Raw genomic sequence first — 25,312 nt, 5'->3', positions numbered from 1 at the left:
TCATCGCTCAAGCCTTGTAATAGAAGCATTATTGCTTACGCTAAAGAATCGAACAAAAACTAAACTCAAAAGTTCAGCCGTCGCTAGCTAGCCTGCGCTAAACGTGCGTGGACATTGACTTCTGCATGACTACGCTATCCACAGTTTAACCCCGTATTGTAATCCGATAATTTGACCGCGTTAATTTCTTTATGTGGCACATATTCCGCGACGGCTAATGTCTCGAATTCGAGACTTTGTTCGCTGGAGTGTGTATCGATATCGAGACAGTGTCGATTTATCCAGTCAAGGCTTTAATGTAAGCTACTGATTATTAGTGGGTATTTTTTTTGGCCTGAAAAATGCTAGTACTGATGGAAATATGAGTTGTATAGGTATGATATGGATATTGTAAGGCAAAAAAAACAGCCGTTATTTAAAAGTCGCTCAAACTGGCTAATTTTAGCTGTAACGTGTTTATTGCTTGTCATTGGTTTATTCGTTAATCGCAATGATGCGTCTTTTAGGGTTAACGAGGGCAGTATTCTTGCTGATCGGGTTCAACGTGGCGACATGGAAATTAATATTCGTGGTAATGGGGTGCTAGTACCTGAAGATATCCGTTGGATCGCTACTGATACGGCCGGCAGAGTAGAGCGTATTTATGCGAAAGCTGGAGCCGTGGTGCAGCAAGGAGATCTATTACTAGAACTTAGTAATCCGTTACTTGTTCAGCAATTAGAAGAGGATAAGTGGGAACTCGAAGCACTTACAGCGCAAACTAAGGCGGAAATTGTCGCCATGGAATCCGCTTTATTGGACTTAGAAGCCGCTGTGGTTAATGAAAAACTCAATTGGGAAAGAGCGATGTTAACGCTAAAGGCACATAACAAGCTCTTAGAGCAGGGCGTCAATATTGTTTCTAAAATCGCCCTTGCAGAAATCAAAATTGATGTAGAGCAGTCGAAAAAGCGTTGGCAGTTAGAGCAGAGAAGGTTAGCTAAACAGCAGCAAAATTTAGCGGCGCAAAAAGTGGCATTACAAGCACGATTAAAGAGAATGCATCGAGTAGTTCAAAGATCTCAAGTGCAAGTGGACAACCTTAATGTGAGGGCGACCATGGATAGTGTTGTGCAGGAAATGTCGATTCAATTGGGTCAACAAGTAAACGTAGGAGCAAGCTTAGCAAAGTTGGCTCGAAATGATCGTTATATTGCGGAGTTACAGATCCCTGAAAAGCAGATAAAGGATGTGGCCCTAGGGCAGAAAGTGACGATAGATACGCGCAGCAACCAAATCACTGGAGTGGTGAATCGTATTGATCTTGCGGTAATAAACAGCAGTGTAAAAGTAGATGTTACTCTGACTGGAAAGTTACCAGCGGAAGCAAGACCAGATCTAACCGTTGATGGTGTGATAGAGGTTGCTCATATTACAGACGCTCTATACGTGAAACGACCCATTTTCGTGAAAAGTAATACGCTGCAAGATATTTATCTTGTGGATGAAACGGGGAATTTCGCATTGAAGAAAAAGGTCAAGTTTGGCCTTGTATCTGCTCGCTACGCCCAGATAGAAGCTGGTCTCAAGCAGGGCGAAACGATCATAGTCTCAGACGCTTCGTCTTGGAAAGAACACAGCAAAGTTTTAATTAATTAGGTGATGAAAATGGATAAACAACACATGGTAAAACTAACAGGGATCTGTAAATCATTTTTAACTGATGAGGTAGAAACACTTGCCTTAAGCCATATTAATTTGACGATAAATAAGGGCGAGTTCCTTTCTATCACAGGCCCCTCAGGCTGTGGGAAATCAACGTTATTATCACTTATCGGTCTGTTAGATACTTCATCAACAGGTTGTTATCAGCTGGCGGGGCATGATGTTTCTGACTTAACTCGAGATCAGCGAGCGCGGATTAGGAATAAGGACATTGGATTTGTTTTTCAATCATTTAATTTGATAAGTGATCTGACTGTCGCAGAAAATGTACAGCTGCCTTTAAGTTACCGTGGCGACCTAAATCAGCAACAGATTGATGCTAAGGTCAGAAAAGCTTTAGAGAAGGTGGATATGCTTCATCGAGCTAAGCATTTCCCTTCGCAACTCTCTGGTGGGCAGCAACAACGCGTGGCTGTTGCTCGTGCAATAGCCGGAGAGCCTGCGGTTATTTTGGCCGATGAACCGACTGGGAATCTGGATTCCAAGAATGCAAAAGCGGTAATGACGATATTGGATCAATTACATGATGAAGGAGCGACAATCTGCATGGTGACCCATGATCCACGTTCTGCAGAAAGAGCTCAGCGTATTATTGAAGTTTACGATGGCAAAATTGTCTCAGATCAGCAGACTAGGCCACTTTCTGCAATCGCTATATAAATGGCGGCTTAACAGCTAGATAGAAATCGAAACCTTAAGGAAGCGCTATGTCATTTAGACTCGATTTAAAATATGCCTTTCGGCTATTGCTAAAGAAACCGATATTTACAATAACCTCAGTGTTAATTGTGGCAATAGGATTAGCCTTGACTTTATACACCTACACGCTGTTAGCAAATCTGGTGTTTAATCCGCTACGGCTTAATGGTGAACAACCTATTATCTCGATAGAAGCACGGTTCGATGAATCTCATTCGTATCGTCGTGGTGTTGACCCTCTAGATTTTCAGTTGCTCAGAGAATCAACTAAGTCATTGCAAGGGTTTGGTGTTTACCAGCAAGGGACTACTTTGATTGGGAGTATGGACTTAAGTACTAATACTCAGAAATATAATGCAGCATTGACTGAATGGAATATATTCGAGTTCGCAGGTGTGCAGCCGATTATAGGACGTGGATTTGCGCCGGAAGATCATTTTGAAGGGGCTGAAGCTGTTACTGTTATAAGTGAAAAGGTGTGGCGGGAGTACTTTAATAAAGATCAAAACATTGTAGGTCGTATCATCCGAGTTGATGCATTGCCTACTCGTGTTATTGGAGTTATGCCAATAGGCTTTTCATTTCCAAGCAGTGCACAGGTATGGTTGCCACAGCCTCATATTCATATGGCGCCAACACTGCGTTCAAGAACGAGTCTTTATGCATATGGGCGTTTGAAACAAGAAGTTGATTTAAATGAATTTAACCAGGAACTATCAGTCTTGGATCGGCTTATTATCGGCGGTTTGCCTGATGATATGTTGTGGCGACAGGGAAGCGATGGTGGTTATCTACGGGCATTACCATTTAAACAAGCTAATACGGATATTACTCAATATTACAATGTATTTATATCAATGTTAGTGATGGTTTTTCTTATTCTACTGTTAGCCTGCATCAATATAGGAAATCTACTTCTTGGTCGAGTCAATGAACGATTCAAAGAGATTGCTATTAGAGTGGCTCTTGGTGTGCCAAGACTACGGTTGTTATTACAGATGCTCATGGAAAGCGTGATCATTTGTATTTTGGGCGCAGTATTGGCAGTCGGGATCGTGCAGGGCGCAATGTTATTAACTAATGATTTCTTGCTCGATATGTATGCCATTAATGGGGAAAAACCATTCTGGTGGAACCTGTCGTTGTCCAATGAAGGTTTAATACTATTGGTTTTGTCGACACTCATCGTTATTGGGCTAACCGGGGTAATTCCAGCATGGCGTGCGCTATCTTGTGATTTTAATTCAGTGCTGAGAGACGGCACACGCGGTGCATTGGGTCGATTTGCGGGTAAAATGACTCAAATGTTAGTCGTCACTGAAATATTGCTTTCGTGTGTGGTGCTTGTGATAGCAACTATCTTGTTATCAAGTAGTTATTCTGCGAGTAGCGCTGACTATGGTGTAGAGACACAAAAGCGTTTGACTGCTCATCTTGAGTTGCCACTTGAAAGTTACCCTGAGAGACAAGGCTATGAAAGTGAAGACCGGCAAAAACGCACCGCCTTTTATTACAATTTGAAAGCACGCTTAGAGCAGTTACCTAATGTAGAAGCGATCTCTTTTATGAGTCAGCTTCCAGGCACTGGCGCTGGAACTAGCTTCTATGAAATCCAAGGTAAAGAAGCGCTAATTTATAATGAGAACCCTAGGGCTAACACCGAAAGTGTATCTCGTGATGCATGGCGCGCGGTGGGCATGAAACTTATAGAAGGCCGGGACTTCGACCAACGTGATCTTGAAACAGCCATGGGCAATGTGATCGTAAATGAATCTATCGCAGCAGATTTTTTCCCTGATGGTAATGCCGTAGGTAGCCGGATCCGTAGAGTATGGTCATCGGGACACCGTGATTGGCAGACGATTGTGGGGGTGGTCTCTGACAGCTACCACGGTTCAACAATGGATACAGCGAGTGCACGATATACACTTTACCGTCCAATCGATAGTGATGGTCGTACTCAAATGGCGTTAGCCATGCATTACTCTGGCAGTGAGTCACTTGCGATAAAGTCCCTACTAGATGTAGCAAGTCACATTGACGCCAATGTTGGTGTTTACCACATACAAAGCTATAAACGTTTGATAAATCAGCCTATGCTATTAGTGTCAGCAGTGAGTCGGATATTTCTATTTTGTGGGCTAGTGGCAGTATTTTTGGCTGCTAGCGGGATTTATGCCGTCGCTGCAAATAGTGTTATCCAGAAAACGCAAGAAATTGGCGTGCGTAAGGCATTAGGCGCAACAGATCGAAAAGTGTTAAAGCTATTTATGGATAAAGCCATCATGCAGTTGGTCGTAGGATTGGCGATAGGGGCTAGTGTTGCATTATGGATCACTCACTTGATGGAAGACGCGATGCTATTAGACACTCAGAGCTACCTATTTGGGTTTGTTGGGGTGCCATTACTTATTGCTATTATCGTCATACTTGCGACGTTTTTCCCCACCAGAAAAGCGGTGCTAATGGAGCCTAGTGAAGCGCTCTACCATAATTAACTTTAATCAGTTCAATAAAGTAGATAACATTGGACAGTTATTGGGTTAGGTTTTCTCTAGTAAAGAGGAGCCTAACTTAATACGATAAAGTGATATTTATATAAGATGGAGCAAACTTAAGTGCAATGAAGCATTCTATTGTTATTGCCGATGATGACACACATGTTATTGCGGCTTTAAAATTATTGTTACGGCCTGAAGGGTATGATATTCAAGCTGTCACTTCCCCCCAAGGTTTACTGGATGCGATAAAGCAAAGAGAATTCTCACTTGCTTTAATTGATATGAATTATCAACAAGATACCACTTCAGGCTTTGAAGGTCTGGCGCTGATTAAAGCCGTAAAAGCCGTTGATAATTCGTTGCCTATTGTTGTCATGACTGGCTATGCAGGTGTTGATATTGCCGTGCAAGCGACGTTGCAAGGTGCTGATGATTTCGTGCAGAAGCCTTGGGACAACGATCGTCTACTAAGAGTACTGTTAACGCAGATCCGTCTGGCTGAAAGTGAAAAGAAAGGCGGTCAATTAATTGAGCAAAACACCTTATTAATGCGAGAGGTATCCTCTGCTAATTCGGCCATTATTGCGGAGTCTGCAGAGATGAGTCTGGTTATGTCTCAATTAGAAAAACTCGCTGCTAGTGACATGAATATTTTACTTACCGGCGATAATGGTACTGGAAAAAGTATGCTTGCAGAGCATGTACATGCTTATTCATCGAGAAACCCATGCGCTTTTATTGCGGTTAACATGGGAGCGATTAGTGAAAGTTTGTTTGAAACTGAGATGTTTGGTCACGTTAAAGGCGCATTTACCGACGCAAAAAATACTCGTGTTGGGCGTTTTGAGCTTGCTCAATCAGGCACACTCTTTCTTGATGAAATTGGCAATATTCCATTGTCGCAGCAAGGAAAACTACTGCGGGTACTAGAATCACATTCATTCGAAAAAGTCGGTAGCTCCAAAACACAGCAAGTCAATGTACGCATCATTTCAGCCACTAATGCCCCGTTGGATGAACTGATAGCTGAAGGTCGTTTTCGGCAAGATTTACTGTACCGCTTAAATACGGTTGAAATACGTGTACCAGCATTAAAAGAAAGAGTAGCGGATATCATGCCATTGGCTCATTACTTCTTGATAAAGTTCGGTAAAAAATACCATTTAGAATCTTTAGGTTTTGATGAGGAAGCGACGGCAGCATTGATGAGTTATCATTGGCCGGGCAATATCCGGGAGCTGAGCCATATGGTTGAGCGTGCTATATTTTTGCGTCAAGCAGAGCTCATAAGCGTTGAAGATCTTGGGTTAGTAGATCATGAAGCGTCAAATACCGCTTGTCAGTTTAATTTTGAAAGTGCGACTTTAGATGAAATAGAGAAACATATAATTAGCCAACGGCTACAAAAGCATGACCATAAGCCTCAAGAGACATCAACTTCTTTAGGCCTAAGTCGTAGTTCATATTACCGACGCCTCGAAAAGTATCACTTTAAGTAGTATGACTGACCGAATGCGACGTATCTCATTGGAAAGTATAACTTTTGTTTTAACATTAACAGCAGGGCTTCTGCCTAGTTGCTGGCTAACATTTATTTTATATCGCAGCCAGCGCACTAATATATTCGATCTATTATTACTGCTTTTTGTGATGCTCATGGTGTTCGTCATTGCTTTATATTTGCGCCGTCGTTTGGTGTGTCAACTTGCTACTTCAACGAACATTTTGGAAGCCCTTACTAGTGGGGATTACTCGATGCGGGTACGAGATTTGACTCATAGTGGTAGATTTAGTCAGTTTAATCGTGCACTTAACCTGCTCGCTGAGATGATGGCCCAGCAAAACATTGTCAGTAGAGAGAAGCATATTTTACTGCATAAGGTCATCTCTCAAATAGACGTAGCCATAATAGCTGCTGATGAGCATCATAATATAACTTTAGTCAATCCAGCAGCAGAGAGACTATTTGGTTATCCATGTTTTGATATGGAGGGCTGGCCTCTTAAAAAGCTCGGCATTATTCCATCTGTCTTGCCTTGCAGTGGTAAGGTGTTGGAATTTGAGCTCAAACCTTTTGAAAAAGAACAATCAAAAAAGCGAGTATTGCTGCGTAAAGATGAATATTTTCAAAATGGACTCAAGCAACAATTGATTTTCATCACCGATATACAAAATCTATTAAGAGAAGAGGAACGGTTAGCCTGGCAAAAATTACTTAGAGTATTGAGCCATGAAATCAACAACTCTTTGGCGCCTATAACATCGATTAGTGATACTTTGCTGCGTCAAATTAGTCGTAATACTGACAACATACATGACAGCGACCTGAAAGGCGGCTTAGGGATTATTAAAGAGAGGGCTGATTCACTCAATGCGTTTATTAACAGCTACCAGCAGCTATCAAGGATCCCCGCAGCGGAAAAGCAACAGATTGATCTGGCTATCTTGGTTCCCTCGATCGCAAGTTTATTTAAGGGTGTCAAAATTCAACTTATTGGCGAATTATTAGTGGTTTATGCTGATAAAATTCAAGTAGAACAAGTACTGGTTAATTTGATTAAAAATGCCCAAGAATCTATGTGTAACAATGAGCTAGGGATCATTAGTATTAGCTGGCGTCGAGTAGATGATAAGGCGATTATCGAAGTTTCAGATCAAGGATGTGGTATTAGTAATATGGACAATCTGTTTGTGCCATTCTATACGACTAAAGCCAAGGGTAGCGGTATCGGTTTGGTTTTATGTCGACAATTATTGATGAATAATGGTGGCGATTTGAACATAAGAAACAACTTAAACGGTACGGGGGCTCAGGTGAGTATTTTACTGCCAGTAGTTTAGTTATCAGTTTGATGTCAGAGCATAAATATAGCTTTGGGGTTAACCGGTTGATTTACTTTTAGCAGAGTACTAGCTTTGCTATGATATTTAATTAATTTGATACCTTATATGCATAGTCACTATTTGAGTAGAGCTTGAAAAGGAGAAGTGATGCGAATAAATATATTAAGCACTCTACTTACTGTTATTACGGTAGCAACTTTGTCTTTTAGCGTACCTCTAGCGGCGGCGTATAACCCTTTTGTTGGCAGTTGGCAACTTGTGTCTGGCAAGTACCTTGATGGCAAAGGCAAGTGGATACATTACGGTGACTTGAAATTAAGTGCTATTAAAGTTATCTCAGCCAACCACTTTAGTTTTACCACCATGAAGAATGTTGGCTCTCTTGATAAACCTAAGCAAGAGTTTTGGGCTGCCGGAACTGGCAGCTATACCTATAGTGATACCGATTATGTTGAATATCCACAGCTAAACTCCTTTGGTGTTGCACCTGATAAACCTTTTGCTTTCACTTATGAGAACAATGGCGATGAGTGGCAAACTCAGCGGGTTGAAAAGGGTGAATTAAAAGAGCAAGAGTTATGGAAGAAACTAGATTGAATGCTGAATTAGCTAACATAGATAAGGGGAACAATAATGACTGTTAAACCTAAAAGAGATATTGAAAAAGGTTACACAAACGCAGAATTTGCAGCCAAATTAAGGCGTCTAGCCGACGCATTAGAGACTGGTGATAAGTTTGAAATACAGATAGCGGGTGAGCGAGTTTACGTGCCTGTTCGCGCGGAGTACACGGTTGAACATGAGCGCAGTGACGATGAAGAAGAGATTGAATTTCAAATTAAGTGGTCACCAAAGTAGCCACTATCGGCAGATCTTATTTTTGCTAAGAGAGTTATGAAAATGGTGCCAGTCGATATTGTAGAGAGTCTCGTTGCAGCAAAGGATTGATTTATGTTTAGCCATTTTATCAATAAGTTCGGCACTACTTTATATGTTCAAATATGGGAAAACCGCATTAGAGTCGTCGATATTGATAGCAATAATGTGTTTGATGAGCAGCCGCTACTGCAGTTTAACAGCTTAAAAAATGGCAAAATGGACGTTGTCGCATTTGGTAACCAAACCTATGCTGATGCTGTCAATCCTTTCTCCCATCCCAGAGCTCTGTTAGCTGATTTTTTTATTGCTGAGCTTTTGCTGAAACAGATAATGCAAAAACTGAGCGGCAAAAAATTCACCATTTCGGCGCCAGTGGTCATTGTTCATCCCATGGAAAAAACAGAGGGCGGTTTAACCATGATTGAAATTAGAGCGCTGCGTGAAATGGCGTTAGGGGCAGGGGCTAGAGATGTTGCAATCTACCAAGGTAAAAATACATTAGCAGTGTCAGAAATTGTTTTTAAAGATATTGCTCAACAAGAAATTATGGCTGCAGCTGCTAGCAGTCCAATGTGATTATCAAATATTTGTACATTTAACTAAGCCTAATCTCGGAGGTTCTATTGAAGCTTGTTATCCCATCAGCCGCTTATGAACAGAGTTATCGAGAATACATTAAAGAGTTGGGCGATGAAGAGCGTTATCCGTTTCCCCTCGATTTCGAGTCCGATGATTTTGAGCAATTGCTTACTCGACTGAATGACTTTGCCCAAGGTAGGAACCTACCCGATGGTTATGTTCAAAGTTCCACACTGTGGTTAGTGGATAATGAACAGATTGTCGGAGTCACTAATATTCGGCACCGGCTCAATGATGCAATCAAATACTGTGGCGGTCATATTGGTTTAGGCATAAGGCCTTCACACCGAGGTAAGGGCATTGGAGTACAGCTGATGAAAATGTCTATTCACTATCTAGCCCAGATGAATGTGTCGTCTATTCATATTCATTGTCATAAACACAACCTCGCTTCAGCGAATATGATAAAAGCGTGCGGCGGAAAGCTTGATTCTGAAATCACTCAAGCTGGGTTGGTCGTTCAACGGTTTGTTGTTAAGACTACCTAATCCGCAATTTAAGTATTACAGATAGGCATACTTGTCGGTTTAGCTAAGTATGACTTAGGGTATATACACCGATTTAACATGTCTTAAAGTAAAATATTTTGGTATTTCAAACTAAATCAAACTAAATCAATTAACTCACAACTGCTAAGCTATAGTCTGTAAAGTGACATGTGACGCGTTTGTTAGGAAGCAATAAGCTGCAAGTTATCGTCAAATAAAGTAAAATAAACCCACATTTTTCGAATGAAATTCGTTCTAAACGAGGATCAATGAATATTAAAAAAGATAAATATAGTATTGATAATACCGATTACACAGTCGGGCAAGATAACATTCAAAAGTGGGGATTCGATGTTCACAACCCTGTTTTCGGGATCAGCGCTTCCTTAATTGGACTGTTTTTAATTGCAATATTAGTGGTTGATCCTGAAACCTCTAAAGCTGCATTAGACGGCATAAAGTGGAAAATCATTGGCGCTTTTGATGGTTTGTTTATGTGGTCTGCCAATATTTTTGTGGTGTTCTGTTTAGCCATGATTGTCTCCCCGTTTGGTAAAATTCGCTTAGGTGGCGATGAAGCCAAAACGGATTACTCGATGATGTCTTGGGTTGCGATGTTATTCGCTGCTGGCATGGGTATTGGTCTTATGTTTTGGGGCGTAGCAGAGCCTGCTGCTTACTTTACCGGTTGGTATGAAACTCCGCTGAATGTCACTCCAAATACGCCAGAAGCTGCGAAATTAGCACTTGGTGCGACCATGTACCATTGGGGACTACACCCATGGGCTATCTATGGTGTTGTGTCATTGTCGTTAGCATTTTTTGCTTACAACAAAGGCTTGCCGCTCTCAATGCGCTCGGTGTTTTACCCTATTTTAGGTGATCGCACTTGGGGTTGGCCTGGACATGTTGTTGATATTCTAGCGGTGCTTGCAACCCTGTTTGGTTTAGCAACATCGCTAGGGCTTGGCGCTCAGCAAGCAGCAAGTGGTTTCCATCATGTGTTCGGCATGGATAACGGCTTAATGTTGCAAATAGCAATTATCTTTATTGTGACCTTGCTGGCTGTTGTATCGGTTATTCGTGGTATTGATGGTGGCGTAAAAATCATCAGTAATGTCAATATGCTATTGGCTGCAGCCTTAGTGCTGTTTGTCGCCTTGGTGACATTCGCTGTCTCTATGGGCACCATTCCGACAACGGTTATGGGATACATTGAAAATATCATTCCATTGAGTAACCCAAGCGGCCGAGAAGATGAAGCTTGGATGCATGGCTGGACGGTATTCTACTGGGCTTGGTGGATCTCATGGTCTCCTTTTGTGGGCATGTTTATCGCACGTATTTCACGTGGACGTACAATACGTGAATTTATGACGGCAGTTCTGATTGTTCCTACTGTAGTGACCACGCTGTGGATGTCTGTGTTTGGTGGTGTTGCGATTGATCAAATCACTAATAAAATAGGTACCTTAGGCGAGAAGGGCTTAACAGAAGTACCATTAGCAATGTTCCAGATGTTTGATGCTTTGCCAATGGGTAATATCTTGTCTTTGCTTGCTGTTGTATTGGTATTGGTCTTTTTTGTGACCTCATCGGACTCTGGCTCACTAGTGATTGATAGTATTACTTCCGGTGGTAAAGTCGATGCTCCAGTGCCTCAGCGTGTATTTTGGGCCTTTATTGAAGGAGCAATTGCTGCAGGTCTTGTTTGGGTTGGTGGTACAGAAGCCATTGAAGCCTTACAAGCTGGCGCCATTTCAACCGCCTTACCATTCACCATTATTTTGTTGGTAATGTGTGTCAGTTTGATCTTGGGACTACGTACAGAGAAACGCTTTCGTTAATCTGAACGAAGATTGATGAAAAAGACCGTGTGATTAATCACACGGTCTTTTTTTATAGGCTTAATATCGAGTTATTATACCCATTGTGTTGAGTATTTGACCCGCTGAATAGTCAAAATTTTAATGCAATTGGTATTATAGCCAAAGCTTTTTGATAGGAGTCTCAGGGCTGAAGTGATGATAGATCTGCGCTTGCAGTAACTCAGCCGTGGCAATAGCATCGGTCAGAGCATCGTGTGGCGGGTAGAGTGGCAGGTTATAGCGAGTACGGCTATTGGCTAGGCGAATTGATTCGGGGCGACCTTTTTTAAACCAATCTAGAAAGCGCTTTGGTTTGGCCTGTTGAACATCAGCTTCAATTTGCATGGTATCAACAACAGGGAAAACAATGCCTTCATTGATTAAGCTTCGCAAAGCGGCATCAAAAAAGTCCCGTTCAATTCTGCGATAATGTACCACAACTATCTTACCCGCTAGCTCGTCTAAGAGTTGCTCTAATATACGCAGCAGATCCGGCGCGCCTTTCAGGTCGGAATGGGTGATCCCGTGGATGATAACTGAATCTTCCTTGAGCTTATCTTCTGGAGTAATGAACCAATGTTTAGCTTGGCGACAGGCAATACGGCGCAAAGTGAATGGTACTAAACCAATACTGATGATGCTATTTTCATTGGCATCGAGCCCGGTTGTTTCAAAGTCTAAGGCGACAAATTCAATATCTTTCAGCTCAGTTTCACCATGATAGGTGCTGACATTGTAAAAATGGGTCAGGCGACTATCTTTACTTTCTTGCGCTTTAATTTGCAGAAATGCTTTCCAGTTCAACACCTCTTGGTTGGTGAAATTTTGCATCATTTACCCCTGCATGCTGTTGGCACTGTAGCGGAACTTTAAAAAGTTTTGTGCGCTGCTTAGTACCAAAAAGGCATCTTTTAGATTTCGCCTTTCAAAGTCGGACATATTTTCAGGTTCAATATTGTTATCAGGTTCCTGTTCTGATTCAATATCGAGTGCCTGATGGCGGATACGCACTAAGGAGATGAACTCCATTGCATGCTGCAGGTCTTTGCCCTTCAATGGTGGTAAAATGCCAGCCTCAATGATGTCTTCTAACCGATCAAAAGAATTTTGTGACTGAGAGCCTATAGCTAGCGCATGCACACGAATAAGATCAGCTAATGGTGCCGTGCCACGCCTTTTTAGGTTAATTGAGTTGTTGTGTCTACCATCTTTTTCCATTACAAAATCTTTGAAGAACCCCAGTGGTGGCGTGCGGTTAATCGCATTTCTAGCAAGGCAGGCTAAAAAGCGGTTATTCTTCTTCGCTTTTCTCAAGATAAAGGCGTTTAACTGTTCAGCCCATTTAGGCCTGCCGTAGACACCGTAAAGGTCGAAAAATATTGAGCTATTTAGCAAAGCTTGTGGATTTGGGTTTTCAATCCAATCGGCGAAACACTCTTCCCATTGCGACTGTGTTTTTCGATATTCAGGGTTGGTGGCCATGATATCACCGGTACAATAGGTGTAGCCGCAGGCGGCTAATCCATCACAAACAAAGGTGGCAAGCTCTCTAAAGTAGTCACCATGAAGCGATTCTTGATAGTCGTTATCGAGAATAATCGCATTATCTTGATCGGTTACAATCAGCTGTTCATCACGAGCCATCGAGCCTAAAGCCAAGAAGCAGTATGGGACTGGAGGAGGGCCGAGCTTTTCTTCGGCTAATTCTAACAAACGTTGCTTAAAGCTTCTGCCTATCTCAGACATCGCGCGTCCAACCATGTGTGAGTTGGCATCTTCATTGACCATGCGCACAAAGCAATCCTTGAGCTGACTGGATAGCACGATGAGGTCATCAATACTGTTTTGCTGAAATATACTACTGACAATCAATAAACTGTTTTGAGACTCATAACGAATAATGTCGGTGACTTCTATTAAGCCAATAGGCTGTTTGTTTTTTAATATCGGTAGGTGATGGACATTGTACCTAAGCATTAACAGCATAGCTTCGAAAATATAGGCGTTGTGATCTAAAGAGATTAGTTCAGTAGACATCACTTCAACTACAGGCGTATCAACATCTAAGCCTTCAGCAATCACTTTAGCGCAAAGATCTCGCTGAGTAATTATGCCAACAAAGCTGTTACCGCCCTCATCAGCAAGGTTAGGATCATGAATAATCGCAGCCGAGACATTCTCCTCTGACATAATGCTAGCCACACCTTGAACAGTGGTATTAATCGGCAGCATGACTGGCGCACCACTGAGTAAGGTCTTTACTTTAGAGGTGGTCAGTGAGTTGGCATCGTCACTATTATCTTCAACGGCCTGCTGTAATCGAATACTGCCTTCAACTTCTACAAAGTCTGCAAAGGCGTCGTATTGTTCACAAAGCTCACCAAAGACACTTTCAGGAATGCAGTACAGCAAAGTGTCTTTTACAGACTTTGCAGGAAAGCGAACCTTATTACGGGTTAGTAGCCCCATCTGGCCAAATAGTCCGCCCTGGTCAAGGCGGTTATAGAGCTCGCCAGTACGACGATATATTTCAACAACACCACTGCGGATCATAAACAAGTCATGGATCTCATCACCAAATTCGATGATCATGTTATCTGCTCGGAAATAGGAGATCTCGACACTTTTCGATACGTCGATTAATGCCTCTTCTGGCAGCTGATCAAACGGTGGGTATTGGCGAATGAAATTTCGAATTTCAAGTAGCTCAGCTTCCATTAGGTACTCGATGTTGATGATAAATAGAATGTATAAACAATAGTATACCTGTTCTACATGAAGATGCTGGGTTCAGTGGGCGTTTAATGGACTTTAATCAAGGGATATATTGGAAACGTTAGCTTTGCTCCCTTTTAGATGCGTAGCTTTAAAGGGAGCGCGACAAGACTTGGTGTGCTTATGTTGATTTGATATTTTTAATTACTATTACAGGCAAGTTGAGTTTGTTGTTGGCACCTTTGCAGTGTTTGTTCGGGTGATTGATCACCCAGACAGAAGTCGAGTCGTAATGTTCTTTTTTCTGTCTTAGCTTCACCCGCTGTTGTAACTGGAATCCATTTCCACTTCTTTAGCATTTTTCTAGAATATTTTCCGAGGTTTTTGTGCGGTATTGATTGAATCGCCTCTATATTCTTAGCTTTACCGGATTCTGAAATATCAAAAGATAACACGGTGCAACCCTGTAGCCCAGAACGCGCCAGTGCTATTGGATATAGAGGGGGAGCTGTTTCTTTGCGTTTCCAAAGAGCATCATCGGCTGGGCTGATATTAGTGACTAGCACATCAGCGTACACATTCTTACTCTTAGCGAAACTCGTTGTTGATATTGTCATCATCGCTAACACGACAAGTAGTAAGTATTTCATATACATTCCTTTGTTCTATCTTTTAAGTATTTTATCAGCGGGAACTGGATCCCTTGCTACCCTTAGACACAGCTGCACGAACTGAGTAAATCAGTCGTTTTCAGCTATTTTGTAAGTATAAAGACTGACCACTATACCTTTATGGCATAAGATGCCAATAGTAATAAGGCTTATTCAGCAGTCGTTGATGATTCTGTTTGTGGTGCTTTTGGGCCAAAAGCTTGATGGTAGGCAACCATGAAATCTTCTCTTATCTGTTGCTCAAGATGAATGGCTCTCTCTGTCGGGCAGAAAATCATGATATGCACTATCTGTTCGCCCGCAGGACCACTGTTGACATGAATATGGGGTTCGCTGCCAGGCAAGTCGACGCCTGCGTGTTTTTCAATGATATTGTTGTACCGCTTTGCGACTTCATTAAAGTCTTCGCAATGTTGTTCTATTTGACTGGTAAGCGCCGGAAATAGCGGGTAGAGGTTAACAAACTCAACCACTGTGATATTAAAACTATGATAAACATAGCGCTTCATAAAGTTTAGATTTTTTACGGCATAGGTGAAAAACATGCTGTTAGGCAAGGTCGCTGTTTTTCCAGTGAAATGGTACTGACCATGATGCAAGTCGATCTCTTGAATCACAGTCGCCATTAGGTTGTGCTCTATGACTTCACCGCAAATCTTACCAACTTCAATCCAATCGCCGATCACAAATGAACGAGAACTTGCACGCTGAATCGAACCGGTAAAACAAAGAATAATCTCTTTAGAAGCGACTACAAATGCGATAGCAATCGCGGTAACTGACAGGGCAAACTTGCTGATTTCGGTTTGCCATAGCATGAATAAGATCATGACGATGATAAAAAAGGTGCTGTTTTTGGTGCGTGACATCCATTTACGTTGTACATCAGACAGGAATGCGACGTCGCCTCTAATCCGCGAAATGATAAAACGCTTCACTAGCGAGATAAGCATGATGATTAGCACGGTTAATAGGAGCTTGTGCTCCAGAAAGAAGTCGATGACTAGCGTTATCTTGTCCACAAAAATGGCTACCTTTACTGATTGTCCGAAAGAGGTATAACTATCTGATTACTCTATGAGGAATATGAGGATAAAACAAGGTGCTTAATTGCGACTTAGACAGAATAGGCTTAACTTGTTTACAAAGGTACGGTGATGTTCTGAAAAAGCCAGAGTAGGGTTGACTACTCTGGCTTAGTGCAGGGCTTGAGCGATGACGCTTAGCCAGCTATGTGAAGCGCTCCTAATGCATTCTAGTCATAAGCGAATAGAAGCAATGAAACGAATCCAAAGGACAGCATTTCTTGGCCATTTTTTCTGCGTTAAAGGCTATTTGTGGAGAATGACTACACGACATAGCCTCTACCATGCCAAAATGGCCAATAAATTGCTGTAAAAACAACCATGAATGTTCAACAGGCCCTAGTTAAGTGTAACTTTAAGGGTCATCCCCGTTCTAGCCCCTATAATTGAGATATATTGCCAGCCAGTCCCTGGATTCGCTACGGTTATCGACTCGGTATTTCCAGCGTTGCTCGAGCGTTGATCATAACTAGAAGCGGTTGCCCAATTACTCGCTTTGTAATAGACATCTGCGTTGCCTGTGCCGTGATCACTTTCAATGGTAATGCTATTTGTGCCTGCATTGACATAGATGTAGTAATACTGGGGGTAATTGGTTGATGAAGTATTGGGTACACAAATCGCGTCACCACTGGTTAGGTTCTGTGCTGACGTCGGACCTTCTGTAGCACAGGCATTCTCAAGTGTTCCGCCGCTGTTACCGGTAATCGTTACAGTTGCCGAATCTATTGAACTAGCACCTAGATTATCGGTAACAGTAAGCACCGCTGTATATGAGCCAGCAGTTGAATAGCTGTGACTAGGGGTTGCGCTATTACTACTACTGCCGTCACCAAAGTTCCAATTGTATGACGCTATACTGCCATCTGAATCGTTAGATCCCGAACTAGAGAACCCGATAGGGCTATTAATGGAACCATTGTAGGGACCATTTGCTTCAGCTGTGGGGGCTTGATTTTGCGATGCTGAGCCTGTACGAATGTGCATGTAACTGGTGTTATTTTGTTCCGTCCATTCAGAAACCGTATCGTTACTATCGATGAGCACCCCAAGGTAGTAGTCGGTATTAGGGGTAAGATTACTCGGTATAGTAATGGTTTTTATGACGGTATCAGGAGTGTTACGAGTCACCGTGACATTGTCAGTTCTAATCAGCGTATCTGTGTTGGTGATTGTTGCGTTGGTAGATATGTAGTAGCCCAAGGCTACAGATTGACTATTGCGGCCATTGTTTTCAAGGGTCATTTCGTATTGAATTGTCTGACCAAGGTCAACGTTATAACGCAATTCACAATAGGAACCAGTACAACTTGTAGATGCATTACTCGAGTTTAACTCAGTGCCGTTGCTATTAAATAAACGAGTTCGGCCGTGAGTACTGTATTCTCCAGAAGAGCCGATATGGCGCCATGCCGCCACCGAAAGGTCTTCTCTGTTGCTGCCACCGTAAAGTGAGATCAAGCCATTGACAGCATCTTCACCTAGGTATGATCTTAATGCATTTTCACCTGTGGTATGCACATGTGTGTAGTCGGATCCCATGATGTTGTAATAACGATTTTCATGAGCGAGGCCGACAGTGTGTCCCACTTCGTGTAAAGCCGTTGTTTCAAAGGTGCGATTGTTGCCACCGTAATTCCAAAAGTTTGATTTATTCTCCATGCTATCGTCATAGGAAACAGTATTGTGAAAAACGATGTCGCCCTCAATGGTTGTGCCACAAGGACTGGTAATGTTGTAACCTACGGCGGAGTTGCCGGAGTTGTCCCACCAGATTTCACTCTCGCCATTACCGACAGCGACACTAGTATCATCATCCAAACGTACGTTGATGGTTAAGTTAACTGGGGTATCGTTGAAGCGACCAAGTGCAGTGGCAAAAGAGGTGCGCCAAAAAGTGTAGTTTCCACCAAATCCGGCAGGGTTTGCATTAAAGGTAAAGCCACTGCCAGGCCATTTACGTGGGGTATTGTTGTTGCAATCGGTCCAAAATTTACTCGCCATGACTTGGCTACTTGATAACGTTAAAAGTGTCGCAACACAAAGTCTGACTGCTAGTTTGTTGAGTCTCATTGTTCTTCCTTAAATAGAGTGTAGGCAAATTTATTAGGCACTTTGATCAGTTTTGGTTATAGGGGTTACGCGAATTAAGCACGGGATTGCCCGCGTTTTTTTCTAGCTGTTCGACTTCCCATTGATCTTGTGCACTTGCCGTTGGTGTTTGAGACGTAGCGGTAAAAGCATTTTTTTGTGTTGTTGCTGATTGCGGTACAGCAGGCGCAGCTGAGGCACGAGTTAACGCTGGATAGGCGTTAAAAGATGCTTTTCTATCTGTATCGGTAACACTCAATTGCACGCTGTTTACAGTAAAGGGTTTGATGCTGACCAGGCCTTTAAGGTGGTTGGAAAACTTGGCTACATTTGACTTAGCCAAGCTAGACTTATACTCACCGTTTTGCTGTGCTTTAGCTGAGATATAGTCTACGCCGCCATTATCATCGATGATGACAGCTGATTCGTTTGCGGCGATCACTTTTCCTTGCTGTATAACAAAGCGTCCATGTTCGCATTCGACCAAGTCACAACCAGTGTTTTGGCTCTGTTGCACCATAAGTATGGCTTCTTCACCAAGTGTGACTTCTGGAGTGTTAGTCGCGGTGAGTATATTGCCATTGGGAAACTCGCCACCGACAAACTTAAGCGTAATACTATTGCCAGCATAATTACCGCTTATTACCTCGCTAATATCATAGGTCACAAAGGTATAGGGGATATCTTCAACTGAGAGTCCTTCACTAATGTCGATTAGCGAGCCTTTAAAGATAAAGTCGGCGCGAGTAACCATGTTGTCTAAAAACGAGCTTTGCACTTCAATATTGGATGTACCGGTTGAGGCTGCATATACACTGGTGCTTCCTGCGAGCAGTGTCATTAAAGCCAATGCACTATAGCGCGTAACGGGGTATTTCTTTTTCATGTTATTCCTTCCTAATTAGATTTTGAAACCATGACATCGTTGTTATTGACAATGCCTCGTCTCCTTAAAGTCCAACCACGAAGAGAAAGGCGATTAGCTTTTAATCAAATTGGTCAAAAGCTGATCAAATATTACATATTTTATTCAATTTGCTAACTTTCTGTTTACAACTTTTGGTTATTTTATAAGCCAATATCTATTTTTTTATGTATTTTTAGATGCTTATTACTAGTTATTAGCCTGTCGCTAGCTGAAATTAATCATGATAGAAAGGGGGATATTATCGTGTGAAGTGGTATTGGTTTAGAAAGTTTAGCTTACTGTTATAGCCGACTAGCAACTGAGATTTTGCTGGTTAGTTTGAGGTGATCTGATGATTAACTCCTCACTCTCAGCAGTTTAAGGACGAGTGCCCGACAGTGAGTCAGGCACTATCTAGGGTTAATCTATAACCCGTTGTGGTACTGCAATACTGTTGATTGCGTCACCATGATATCAAGCGTAGCAATTGCGCTGTCACTGCCAGCAAGCAGTTGTTCAAACTGGCTAATTAACTGCGCTTTATCTGGAGAAGGTTTGTCGCCAGCACCAATGTTGGTGAGATCAACCATAAAGCCGTCAAACAGGTGAGCCAAATCGTTAATAATCTCAGTATTTAAGAACTGATCTTGATTGTAGATACTTGGGTAACCAGCCTTTTGTTTATCAATGGCAAATTCATCACCTTTAAGGTTAGTGATGCTGGTGGATTTATCACAAGAGAGCATACAACCATTGTCGATACGCGGTTTTTCACAGCCGACACTTTGCTGGAAAAAACACTGTCTGCTGGCCATCAACAAGATAGGGTGATAGATGCTATACATCATCTTGAAGTTTGCAGGGCGGGCAATGTGCTTTATCTGGCTCTGATTTATCTCGTTGGAGATAAATGCCCCGTGGCAATCAAACTGCTCCTGCATCGCCAGTAGCGCGTAGGAGTTGGTAGTATTTAAAAACGGCCCGGCGATCCATTTTATCCCTAACTCATAGGCGCGATTAGCAATACCGGTGTTATTGGTCACAATTAACGGCGGTTGTACTTGCTCCAAAATGTTCAATGCAGCGTCGTAGTCTTTACCAATTAATACCGATGGAAACCAAGGGATCAGTCTTGGGTTTTGCTTAAAGAAGCTGACATATTTAGTGCAGCCACGCTTATAGGCGTCAGGTAGCTTGAAGTAAATGTCTGCCTCTGTGATGTCGGCAAGGGCAATATCGGCTTCATCACAGATAAGCAATGATAATTTAGGGGGGTCACCTGCAGGCTTTGGGTGTCTGGCTAACTTAGGTAACTCTACAGCAGGTAATACCGCTTTGCCGTGGTTAAGTGTGCGTAAGATCTGCTTTTTAAGCGCAGTTAACTCTTTAAATGGCACACTTAAGCCGGGCGCTAGCGCGTCAGTTTGCAGTGTTAGTTCAAATTCTGCATTGTTTAAGCTCTTGAAACGTTTTTCAATCGCGCCAATATCGATGCTGGCATCATCACTGCTACTGAGTAAGCTATGAGATTGAGCAGTAAAGACTTTGTCGACTAACTGAGTTTGGCCGACAACAAAATCCTCAGTGCTTACTGTGATTGATAGCGGCTCGCCTATTTGACCAGAGAATGCCAACGTGAGTGGCAATTTAGCGATACTTAAGTGTTTAATCTTGTCATCGACTGTTGCTTGGATTTGGCTTTTTTCCTGTTGCAGTGTTTGCTCTGCATCATGAATTTGCACCACGGAAATAGACTGAGTGCCGTTTTGAGTCAGTTTGTCTTTGAGATGATTCTTTGAATTATCACGTGGGTTATCGATAAACATCGATTGATTTAAGTCACCCTTTAGAAAAGAGTTGGTTAAATCACGGTTGAACACTTTATAAAGGCGCTCGCCATCTTCAAGTAGTTCACCGGTTTTCAGGTAACCATCTATCTGTTTACGGAAGCTATCAATAACGGTGTGAACGTAACTTGCACCTTTGATACGACCTTCCACTTTAAAAGAGTGTACGCCTGCTTCTATTAATGCGGGTAGATCGAAAAAGGCCGAGTTATCTTTAATATTTAGCGGAAAGTTGTGCCCAGACTCAGTCGTTTCGTACTCTTCACGGCAGGCTTGGCTGCAGCGACCACGGTTGCCTGAATTACCGACACTGGCAGAGGTTGAATAGCATAGACCCGAGAAAGCGATGCAAAGCGAACCATGAACAAACACCTCGGTGGTGATGTCATGTTCACGACCGGTTGCCGTTAGCGCAGTAATTTCACGTAAATTAAGCTCTCTTGAAAGGTTAACTCGCGATGCGCCAAGCTTTTTAAGAAACGGGATCTGACCAGCGTTATGAGTGGTTAACTGAGTTGAGGCATGCACATCTAACGTAGGGAAGTGCTTTTTAATTAGCTGGAACATACCAATGTCTTGCACAATCACACCATCTAAGGTGGTATTAACCAGTTTGCTCAGAAGCTTGGCAAGGGTTTTAAATTCATTTTCTAAAATGACAATGTTCAATGTGAGAAATATCTCGCACTGATATTGGTGAGCGAGGCGAATGATGCCAACCAGTTCGTCAAAGGAAATATTAGCTGCACGGTTGCGCGCATTAAAGGTGTCTAAGCCGCAATAAACTGCGTCGGCTCCAGCAATAATTGCCGCTTTAATCGCATCAATATCTCCGCCTGGTGCTAATAATTCTATCTTTGGATCCATGGTTACCACTTGTTGTTAGAAATTTAATGGGGGGATGTTACCCGTATATTTTGCTAATGAATATCGTTAAAGTAAATTATTCGCATTTGCTAATTGAGAAGCCAGAGCAACAATGAGTGAAATCATGACATTACCTGTACTCTATTCCTTAAGAAACTGCCCCTATGCAATGCGGGCTAGAATGGCGATTTACGCCTCAGGCCAGCAAGTACACCTACGAGACCTAGTGCTTAGCGATAAACCAGCAGAAATGCTACAGGCTTCACCTAAGGGAACGGTGCCTGTTCTCGTGACCACTGACGAAAAGGTGATAGATGAGAGCTTGGCGGTGATGTTGTGGGCTTTTAAGCAGTCCGATCCACAACATTATCTCGACGCTTCAACCCCAGCAGCATTGGATGACATGCTGAAATTAATTAACTTATTTGATAATGAGTTTAAAGGCCATTTAGAAAAGTATCGCAGTTCAAAGCGCTACCATGAACCATCGCTCACGGAAGATAGGCAGCAATGTGAGCGCTACCTTGTTGAGCTTGAGTCGCGATTAACTCGGCATCAATATCTAATGTCTGACAAGCCAAGCTTAGCCGACTTAGCTCTGGTGCCTTTTATTCGTCAATTTGGTCGAGTAGAGCGGCAATGGTATTTGCAAGCCCCTTATCCAAAGCTAAGGCAGTGGCTAAATAGCTACTTACAGAGCCGAATGTTTAGTAAGGTGATGACACAATACCCGATGTGGTTAGATACAAAGCAAGACATTGTTTTTAGTCGCACAACTTAACGCATATTACTTACCAATGTGCGCCATTGATAACGGTTAAACAGTAGAAAACAGGAGTCATTATGTTTGGTCCAAATCCCGATGATAAATCGCCGATGAAAGGCTTCCCGCAAGTGGGATATTTAAAAAACTACATAAAGGGCGATAACATTATTGTCGGTGATTACACCTACTATGACGACCCTGATGGCCCTGAGAATTTCGAGAATAACGTGCTTTATCACTTCCCCTTTATTGGCGATAAACTGATTATCGGCAAGTTTTGTGCAATTGCTAAAGACGTTAAATTCATCATGAATGGCGCTAACCATAAGGTGTCTGGCTTTTCTAGCTATCCGTTTCAAATCTTCTCCAACGGTTGGGAAAAGGTGATGCCAAAAGCGGGCGATTTACCTTTTAAAGGTGATACACACATTGGCCATGATGTGTGGATTGGCTACGACGCGACGATTATGCCTGGGGTAACGGTTGGTCATGGCGCCATTATCGCCAGTAAGTCGGTAGTGACTAAAGATGTGCCTGCATATGGCGTGGTAGGCGGTAATCCCGCTGAACTCATTAAGCTTAGATTTGAACAAGACATTATTAAGCAACTGGTCGATATTGCTTGGTGGGATTGGACTGCAGAGAAGATTACGGCCAACTTAGAGGCGATAGTTGGTGCCGATATTACCGCGCTACAGCAAGCAAAATAACCAACAGATATTTAAACTCGTTTATTAAGGATAAGAAAAGAGTATGTACTCAGGACAATGTTTGTGCGGTGAAGTTAACGTTAAAATTAGTGGCGAGATTAGCGAGATCATTCACTGCCACTGTTCACTTTGTCGTAAAAATAGCGGCACTGCTTATGCAACCAATGGTTTTGTTGCGGCAAGTGACTTTGCCATTACCAAGGGCGCGAGTTCATTAAGTCGCTTCTCATTTAAACCTGGCCGTCAGCGTCATTTTTGTCAGCATTGTGGCTCGCCGATATATAGCACCAATGCTGAGGACGCTAGCCGAGTAAGGGTTCGACTGGGTATTATTGAATCCGATATTTCTGAGCGGCCAATATCGCACAACTTTGTGAGCTCTAAAGCCAACTGGGATGAGTTGGATGCTGCTCTGCCCCGATATGATGGCTTTGAGCCAGGCCGCAGTTAATTAACACATCAGTGTCATCAATGAACAGTCATTAACCGTAATAAAAAGATTAAATGGAATGTGTATCTAGGGAGTAACACCTTGCAAATTAGATTAGCTGATCAAAAGGACATGCAAGCATTTTTTAGCTACCTCTCGCGTCAACTTGCTGAAAACGGTGTCGACGGTGCCCCGGTATTTCAGCCTATGTCTCGGACTGAGTCTCACTTGAGCGATGCCATGAAATCTCGTTTCAATCACGGGATTGCGACTAAATTAGGTGAGCAAGGTTGGCGTAAAATGTTATTGGCATTGATTGACGGTAATATCGTTGGTCATATCGATATACGCGCTCATGCTGAAGGGCACACCGCTCACCGAGCTTTATTGGGTATGGGGGTTGATGCTACTGCTCGTGGTAAAGGACTCGGTTATGCGCTTATTGAGTCCATTTTTAACTGGACGGCAACCCATACTGATATTGAGTGTATCGACTTATGGGTATTATCTAATAACCAAATAGCATGCCGGCTCTATGAGCGCACAGGCTTTAGCAAGTGCGCTGAAATTGCAGATATGTTTCGTATCGATGGCAAACCTCAGGCTTACAGCATGATGTCAAAAGCCGTAATGCCAGCAAATGTACTTGCTTTGGCTGACACCGAGGAGCGCTGATGACTCATACCAATACCAATACCAATACCAATACCAATACCAATATTAGTACCAGTCAACATAAAGTGGTGATAGTGACTGGCGCGAGCAGAGGCATTGGCGCTGCAACCGCTAAGTTATTGGGCGCGCAAGGCTATAGTGTGTGCGTGAATTACCATAAGCAATTACAAGCTGCAGAGCAGGTTGTCACCGATATAAAGTCAGCGGGTGGACACGCTATTGCCATTCAAGCTGATGTATCAAAAGAGGTGGATGTTGTCAGGCTCTTTGCTGAAACGGCGCAGCAACTGGGCATAGTGACGCACTTAGTGAATAACGTTGGCGTGTTGTTTACTCAGTCAAAGCTGGTCGACATGAGTCTAGCGCGGTTTAATCGCGTGATGAATACCAATGTCAGTAGCTGTTTCTTATGTTGCCGAGAAGCCATTAAAACAATGCAAGCGGGCAGCGCTATCGTTAATGTCTCCTCGGCAGCGTCTAGAAGCGGCGCACCCAATGAGTATGTCGATTATGCCGCATCAAAAGGGGCGATGGATTCATTGACTAAAGGTTTGTCGCTTGAAGTGGCAGCCGACGGGATTCGGGTTAACGGCGTTAGACCAGGTTTTATTCATACCGATATGCATGCCGATGGCGGCGAGCCCAATCGCGTTGAAAGGTTAAGTCCACAAATACCGCTGCAGCGGGGTGGGACCCCTGAAGAGGTTGCTGAAGCTATCGCATGGTTATTATCAGATGCGGCTTCTTATGTGACAGGGTCATTTATAGATTTAGCCGGTGGAAGGTAACTCAGCCTTCCCACCGCAGATTACACTATTGCTTATTAACAGGTAACTATTAACCGGTAACTATTAACAGTTATCTATTAAAAGTCAGCTTTTTTGCTTGTGAGGACGCAAAGAATACTACTTGCTAGCGTTGGCCTC

The 25,312-nt window shown here is 42.7% G+C and carries 22 protein-coding genes; 15 read left to right on the top strand and 7 right to left on the bottom strand.

Annotated features, from left to right (window positions below; all coding sequences use genetic code 11):
• Positions 1–381: 381 nt before the first annotated feature.
• From AB4238_RS02360 to AB4238_RS02315, 10 genes are all read left to right on the top strand, one after another.
• Positions 382–1,638, top strand: coding sequence for an efflux RND transporter periplasmic adaptor subunit (locus AB4238_RS02360; protein ID WP_372030971.1), 1,257 nt, complete (start codon positions 382–384; stop codon positions 1,636–1,638).
• A gap of 9 nt (positions 1,639–1,647) precedes the next feature.
• On the top strand, positions 1,648–2,364 hold the full coding sequence (locus AB4238_RS02355; protein ID WP_372030969.1) for an ABC transporter ATP-binding protein: 717 nt from the start codon (positions 1,648–1,650) through the stop codon (positions 2,362–2,364).
• Positions 2,365–2,411: 47 nt separating this feature from the next.
• Positions 2,412–4,901, top strand: a complete 2,490-nt coding sequence (locus AB4238_RS02350) for an ABC transporter permease (protein ID WP_372030968.1) — start codon at positions 2,412–2,414, stop codon at positions 4,899–4,901.
• Between the two features lie 125 nt (positions 4,902–5,026).
• A complete protein-coding gene (locus tag AB4238_RS02345) occupies positions 5,027–6,403 on the top strand; it encodes a sigma-54-dependent transcriptional regulator (RefSeq protein WP_372030967.1) in 1,377 nt (458 codons plus the stop codon).
• A 256-nt stretch (positions 6,404–6,659) separates the two neighbouring features.
• Entirely contained in the window at positions 6,660–7,745 is a 1,086-nt protein-coding gene (locus tag AB4238_RS02340) for a PAS domain-containing sensor histidine kinase (RefSeq protein WP_372030966.1), read from the top strand.
• A gap of 150 nt (positions 7,746–7,895) precedes the next feature.
• On the top strand, positions 7,896–8,345 hold the full coding sequence (locus tag AB4238_RS02335; RefSeq protein WP_372030965.1) for a hypothetical protein: 450 nt from the start codon (positions 7,896–7,898) through the stop codon (positions 8,343–8,345).
• Positions 8,346–8,381: 36 nt separating this feature from the next.
• Entirely contained in the window at positions 8,382–8,606 is a 225-nt protein-coding gene (locus tag AB4238_RS02330) for an amphi-Trp domain-containing protein (RefSeq protein ID WP_371995067.1), read from the top strand.
• A gap of 93 nt (positions 8,607–8,699) precedes the next feature.
• The gene (locus tag AB4238_RS02325; protein ID WP_372030963.1) at positions 8,700–9,203 is read left to right on the top strand and encodes a rod shape-determining protein; all 504 of its coding nucleotides are present in this window, start codon (positions 8,700–8,702) and stop codon (positions 9,201–9,203) included.
• Positions 9,204–9,250: 47 nt separating this feature from the next.
• The gene (locus AB4238_RS02320) at positions 9,251–9,754 is read left to right on the top strand and encodes a GNAT family N-acetyltransferase (RefSeq protein ID WP_372030961.1); all 504 of its coding nucleotides are present in this window, start codon (positions 9,251–9,253) and stop codon (positions 9,752–9,754) included.
• Between the two features lie 269 nt (positions 9,755–10,023).
• The gene (locus AB4238_RS02315; RefSeq protein ID WP_248973732.1) at positions 10,024–11,601 is read left to right on the top strand and encodes a BCCT family transporter; all 1,578 of its coding nucleotides are present in this window, start codon (positions 10,024–10,026) and stop codon (positions 11,599–11,601) included.
• 135 nt (positions 11,602–11,736) lie between these two features.
• Here AB4238_RS02315 and AB4238_RS02310 read toward each other — a convergent pair whose 3' ends face one another.
• The 7 genes from AB4238_RS02310 to AB4238_RS02280 all read right to left on the bottom strand — a co-directional run bounded on the left by AB4238_RS02310 (position 11,737) and on the right by AB4238_RS02280 (position 21,805).
• On the bottom strand, positions 11,737–12,453 hold the full coding sequence (locus AB4238_RS02310) for a 3'-5' exonuclease (RefSeq protein ID WP_372030973.1): 717 nt from the start codon (positions 12,451–12,453) through the stop codon (positions 11,737–11,739).
• A gap of 3 nt (positions 12,454–12,456) precedes the next feature.
• Positions 12,457–14,340: a DUF294 nucleotidyltransferase-like domain-containing protein gene (locus tag AB4238_RS02305; protein WP_372030959.1), complete on the bottom strand. Its 1,884-nt coding sequence runs from the start codon at positions 14,338–14,340 to the stop codon at positions 12,457–12,459.
• 197 nt (positions 14,341–14,537) lie between these two features.
• Positions 14,538–14,987 (bottom strand): energy transducer TonB, encoded by a 450-nt coding sequence (locus AB4238_RS02300; RefSeq protein ID WP_372030958.1) that lies wholly within the window; start codon positions 14,985–14,987, stop codon positions 14,538–14,540.
• Between the two features lie 170 nt (positions 14,988–15,157).
• Positions 15,158–16,030, bottom strand: coding sequence for a mechanosensitive ion channel family protein (locus tag AB4238_RS02295; RefSeq protein ID WP_372030956.1), 873 nt, complete (start codon positions 16,028–16,030; stop codon positions 15,158–15,160).
• 402 nt (positions 16,031–16,432) lie between these two features.
• Complete coding sequence (locus AB4238_RS02290) at positions 16,433–18,166, bottom strand: PKD domain-containing protein (protein WP_372030955.1); 1,734 nt, start codon at positions 18,164–18,166, stop codon at positions 16,433–16,435.
• 46 nt (positions 18,167–18,212) lie between these two features.
• On the bottom strand, positions 18,213–19,070 hold the full coding sequence (locus AB4238_RS02285) for a hypothetical protein (protein ID WP_372030953.1): 858 nt from the start codon (positions 19,068–19,070) through the stop codon (positions 18,213–18,215).
• 446 nt (positions 19,071–19,516) lie between these two features.
• Positions 19,517–21,805, bottom strand: coding sequence for a peptidase U32 family protein (locus AB4238_RS02280; RefSeq protein WP_372030951.1), 2,289 nt, complete (start codon positions 21,803–21,805; stop codon positions 19,517–19,519).
• Between the two features lie 112 nt (positions 21,806–21,917).
• Between AB4238_RS02280 and AB4238_RS02275 the strand changes: the two genes are divergently transcribed.
• The 5 genes from AB4238_RS02275 to AB4238_RS02255 all read left to right on the top strand — a co-directional run bounded on the left by AB4238_RS02275 (position 21,918) and on the right by AB4238_RS02255 (position 25,174).
• Positions 21,918–22,586 carry a glutathione S-transferase gene (locus AB4238_RS02275; RefSeq protein ID WP_372030950.1) on the top strand — a complete coding sequence of 223 codons (669 nt, stop codon included), beginning with the start codon at positions 21,918–21,920 and terminating at the stop codon, positions 22,584–22,586.
• A 62-nt stretch (positions 22,587–22,648) separates the two neighbouring features.
• Positions 22,649–23,281 carry a Vat family streptogramin A O-acetyltransferase gene (locus AB4238_RS02270; protein WP_372030948.1) on the top strand — a complete coding sequence of 211 codons (633 nt, stop codon included), beginning with the start codon at positions 22,649–22,651 and terminating at the stop codon, positions 23,279–23,281.
• Positions 23,282–23,324: 43 nt separating this feature from the next.
• Positions 23,325–23,732, top strand: a complete 408-nt coding sequence (locus tag AB4238_RS02265) for a GFA family protein (RefSeq protein WP_372030946.1) — start codon at positions 23,325–23,327, stop codon at positions 23,730–23,732.
• A gap of 81 nt (positions 23,733–23,813) precedes the next feature.
• Entirely contained in the window at positions 23,814–24,386 is a 573-nt protein-coding gene (locus tag AB4238_RS02260; protein ID WP_372030944.1) for an N-acetyltransferase family protein, read from the top strand.
• Entirely contained in the window at positions 24,386–25,174 is a 789-nt protein-coding gene (locus AB4238_RS02255) for an SDR family oxidoreductase (protein ID WP_372030943.1), read from the top strand. The genes AB4238_RS02260 and AB4238_RS02255 overlap by 1 nt, the downstream gene beginning before the upstream one ends.
• Positions 25,175–25,312 lie beyond the last annotated feature (138 nt).

The organism is Shewanella sp. 10N.286.45.A1, from assembly GCF_041470405.1.
Taxonomy (GTDB): Bacteria; Pseudomonadota; Gammaproteobacteria; order Enterobacterales; family Shewanellaceae; genus Shewanella.
Note: the sequence above shows the minus strand (reverse complement) of the source record. Positions and strands in the feature narration are given on the sequence as shown.

What these genes read in the sequence shown, in the direction of transcription:
- AB4238_RS02360 (WP_372030971.1), top strand. Translation starts at nt 382, where the DNA reads ATGGATATTGTAAGGCAAAAAAAACAGCCGTTATTTAAAAGTCGCTCA.
- AB4238_RS02355 (WP_372030969.1), top strand. Translation starts at nt 1,648, where the DNA reads ATGGATAAACAACACATGGTAAAACTAACAGGGATCTGTAAATCATTT.
- AB4238_RS02350 (WP_372030968.1), top strand. Translation starts at nt 2,412, where the DNA reads ATGTCATTTAGACTCGATTTAAAATATGCCTTTCGGCTATTGCTAAAG.
- AB4238_RS02345 (WP_372030967.1), top strand. Translation starts at nt 5,027, where the DNA reads ATGAAGCATTCTATTGTTATTGCCGATGATGACACACATGTTATTGCG.
- AB4238_RS02340 (WP_372030966.1), top strand. Translation starts at nt 6,660, where the DNA reads ATGCGGGTACGAGATTTGACTCATAGTGGTAGATTTAGTCAGTTTAAT.
- AB4238_RS02335 (WP_372030965.1), top strand. Translation starts at nt 7,896, where the DNA reads ATGCGAATAAATATATTAAGCACTCTACTTACTGTTATTACGGTAGCA.
- AB4238_RS02330 (WP_371995067.1), top strand. Translation starts at nt 8,382, where the DNA reads ATGACTGTTAAACCTAAAAGAGATATTGAAAAAGGTTACACAAACGCA.
- AB4238_RS02325 (WP_372030963.1), top strand. Translation starts at nt 8,700, where the DNA reads ATGTTTAGCCATTTTATCAATAAGTTCGGCACTACTTTATATGTTCAA.
- AB4238_RS02315 (WP_248973732.1), top strand. Translation starts at nt 10,024, where the DNA reads ATGAATATTAAAAAAGATAAATATAGTATTGATAATACCGATTACACA.
- AB4238_RS02310 (WP_372030973.1), bottom strand. Translation starts at nt 12,453, where the DNA reads ATGCAAAATTTCACCAACCAAGAGGTGTTGAACTGGAAAGCATTTCTG.
- AB4238_RS02305 (WP_372030959.1), bottom strand. Translation starts at nt 14,340, where the DNA reads ATGGAAGCTGAGCTACTTGAAATTCGAAATTTCATTCGCCAATACCCA.
- AB4238_RS02300 (WP_372030958.1), bottom strand. Translation starts at nt 14,987, where the DNA reads ATGAAATACTTACTACTTGTCGTGTTAGCGATGATGACAATATCAACA.
- AB4238_RS02290 (WP_372030955.1), bottom strand. Translation starts at nt 18,166, where the DNA reads ATGAGACTCAACAAACTAGCAGTCAGACTTTGTGTTGCGACACTTTTA.
- AB4238_RS02285 (WP_372030953.1), bottom strand. Translation starts at nt 19,070, where the DNA reads ATGAAAAAGAAATACCCCGTTACGCGCTATAGTGCATTGGCTTTAATG.
- AB4238_RS02280 (WP_372030951.1), bottom strand. Translation starts at nt 21,805, where the DNA reads ATGGATCCAAAGATAGAATTATTAGCACCAGGCGGAGATATTGATGCG.
- AB4238_RS02275 (WP_372030950.1), top strand. Translation starts at nt 21,918, where the DNA reads ATGAGTGAAATCATGACATTACCTGTACTCTATTCCTTAAGAAACTGC.
- AB4238_RS02270 (WP_372030948.1), top strand. Translation starts at nt 22,649, where the DNA reads ATGTTTGGTCCAAATCCCGATGATAAATCGCCGATGAAAGGCTTCCCG.
- AB4238_RS02265 (WP_372030946.1), top strand. Translation starts at nt 23,325, where the DNA reads ATGTACTCAGGACAATGTTTGTGCGGTGAAGTTAACGTTAAAATTAGT.
- AB4238_RS02255 (WP_372030943.1), top strand. Translation starts at nt 24,386, where the DNA reads ATGACTCATACCAATACCAATACCAATACCAATACCAATACCAATATT.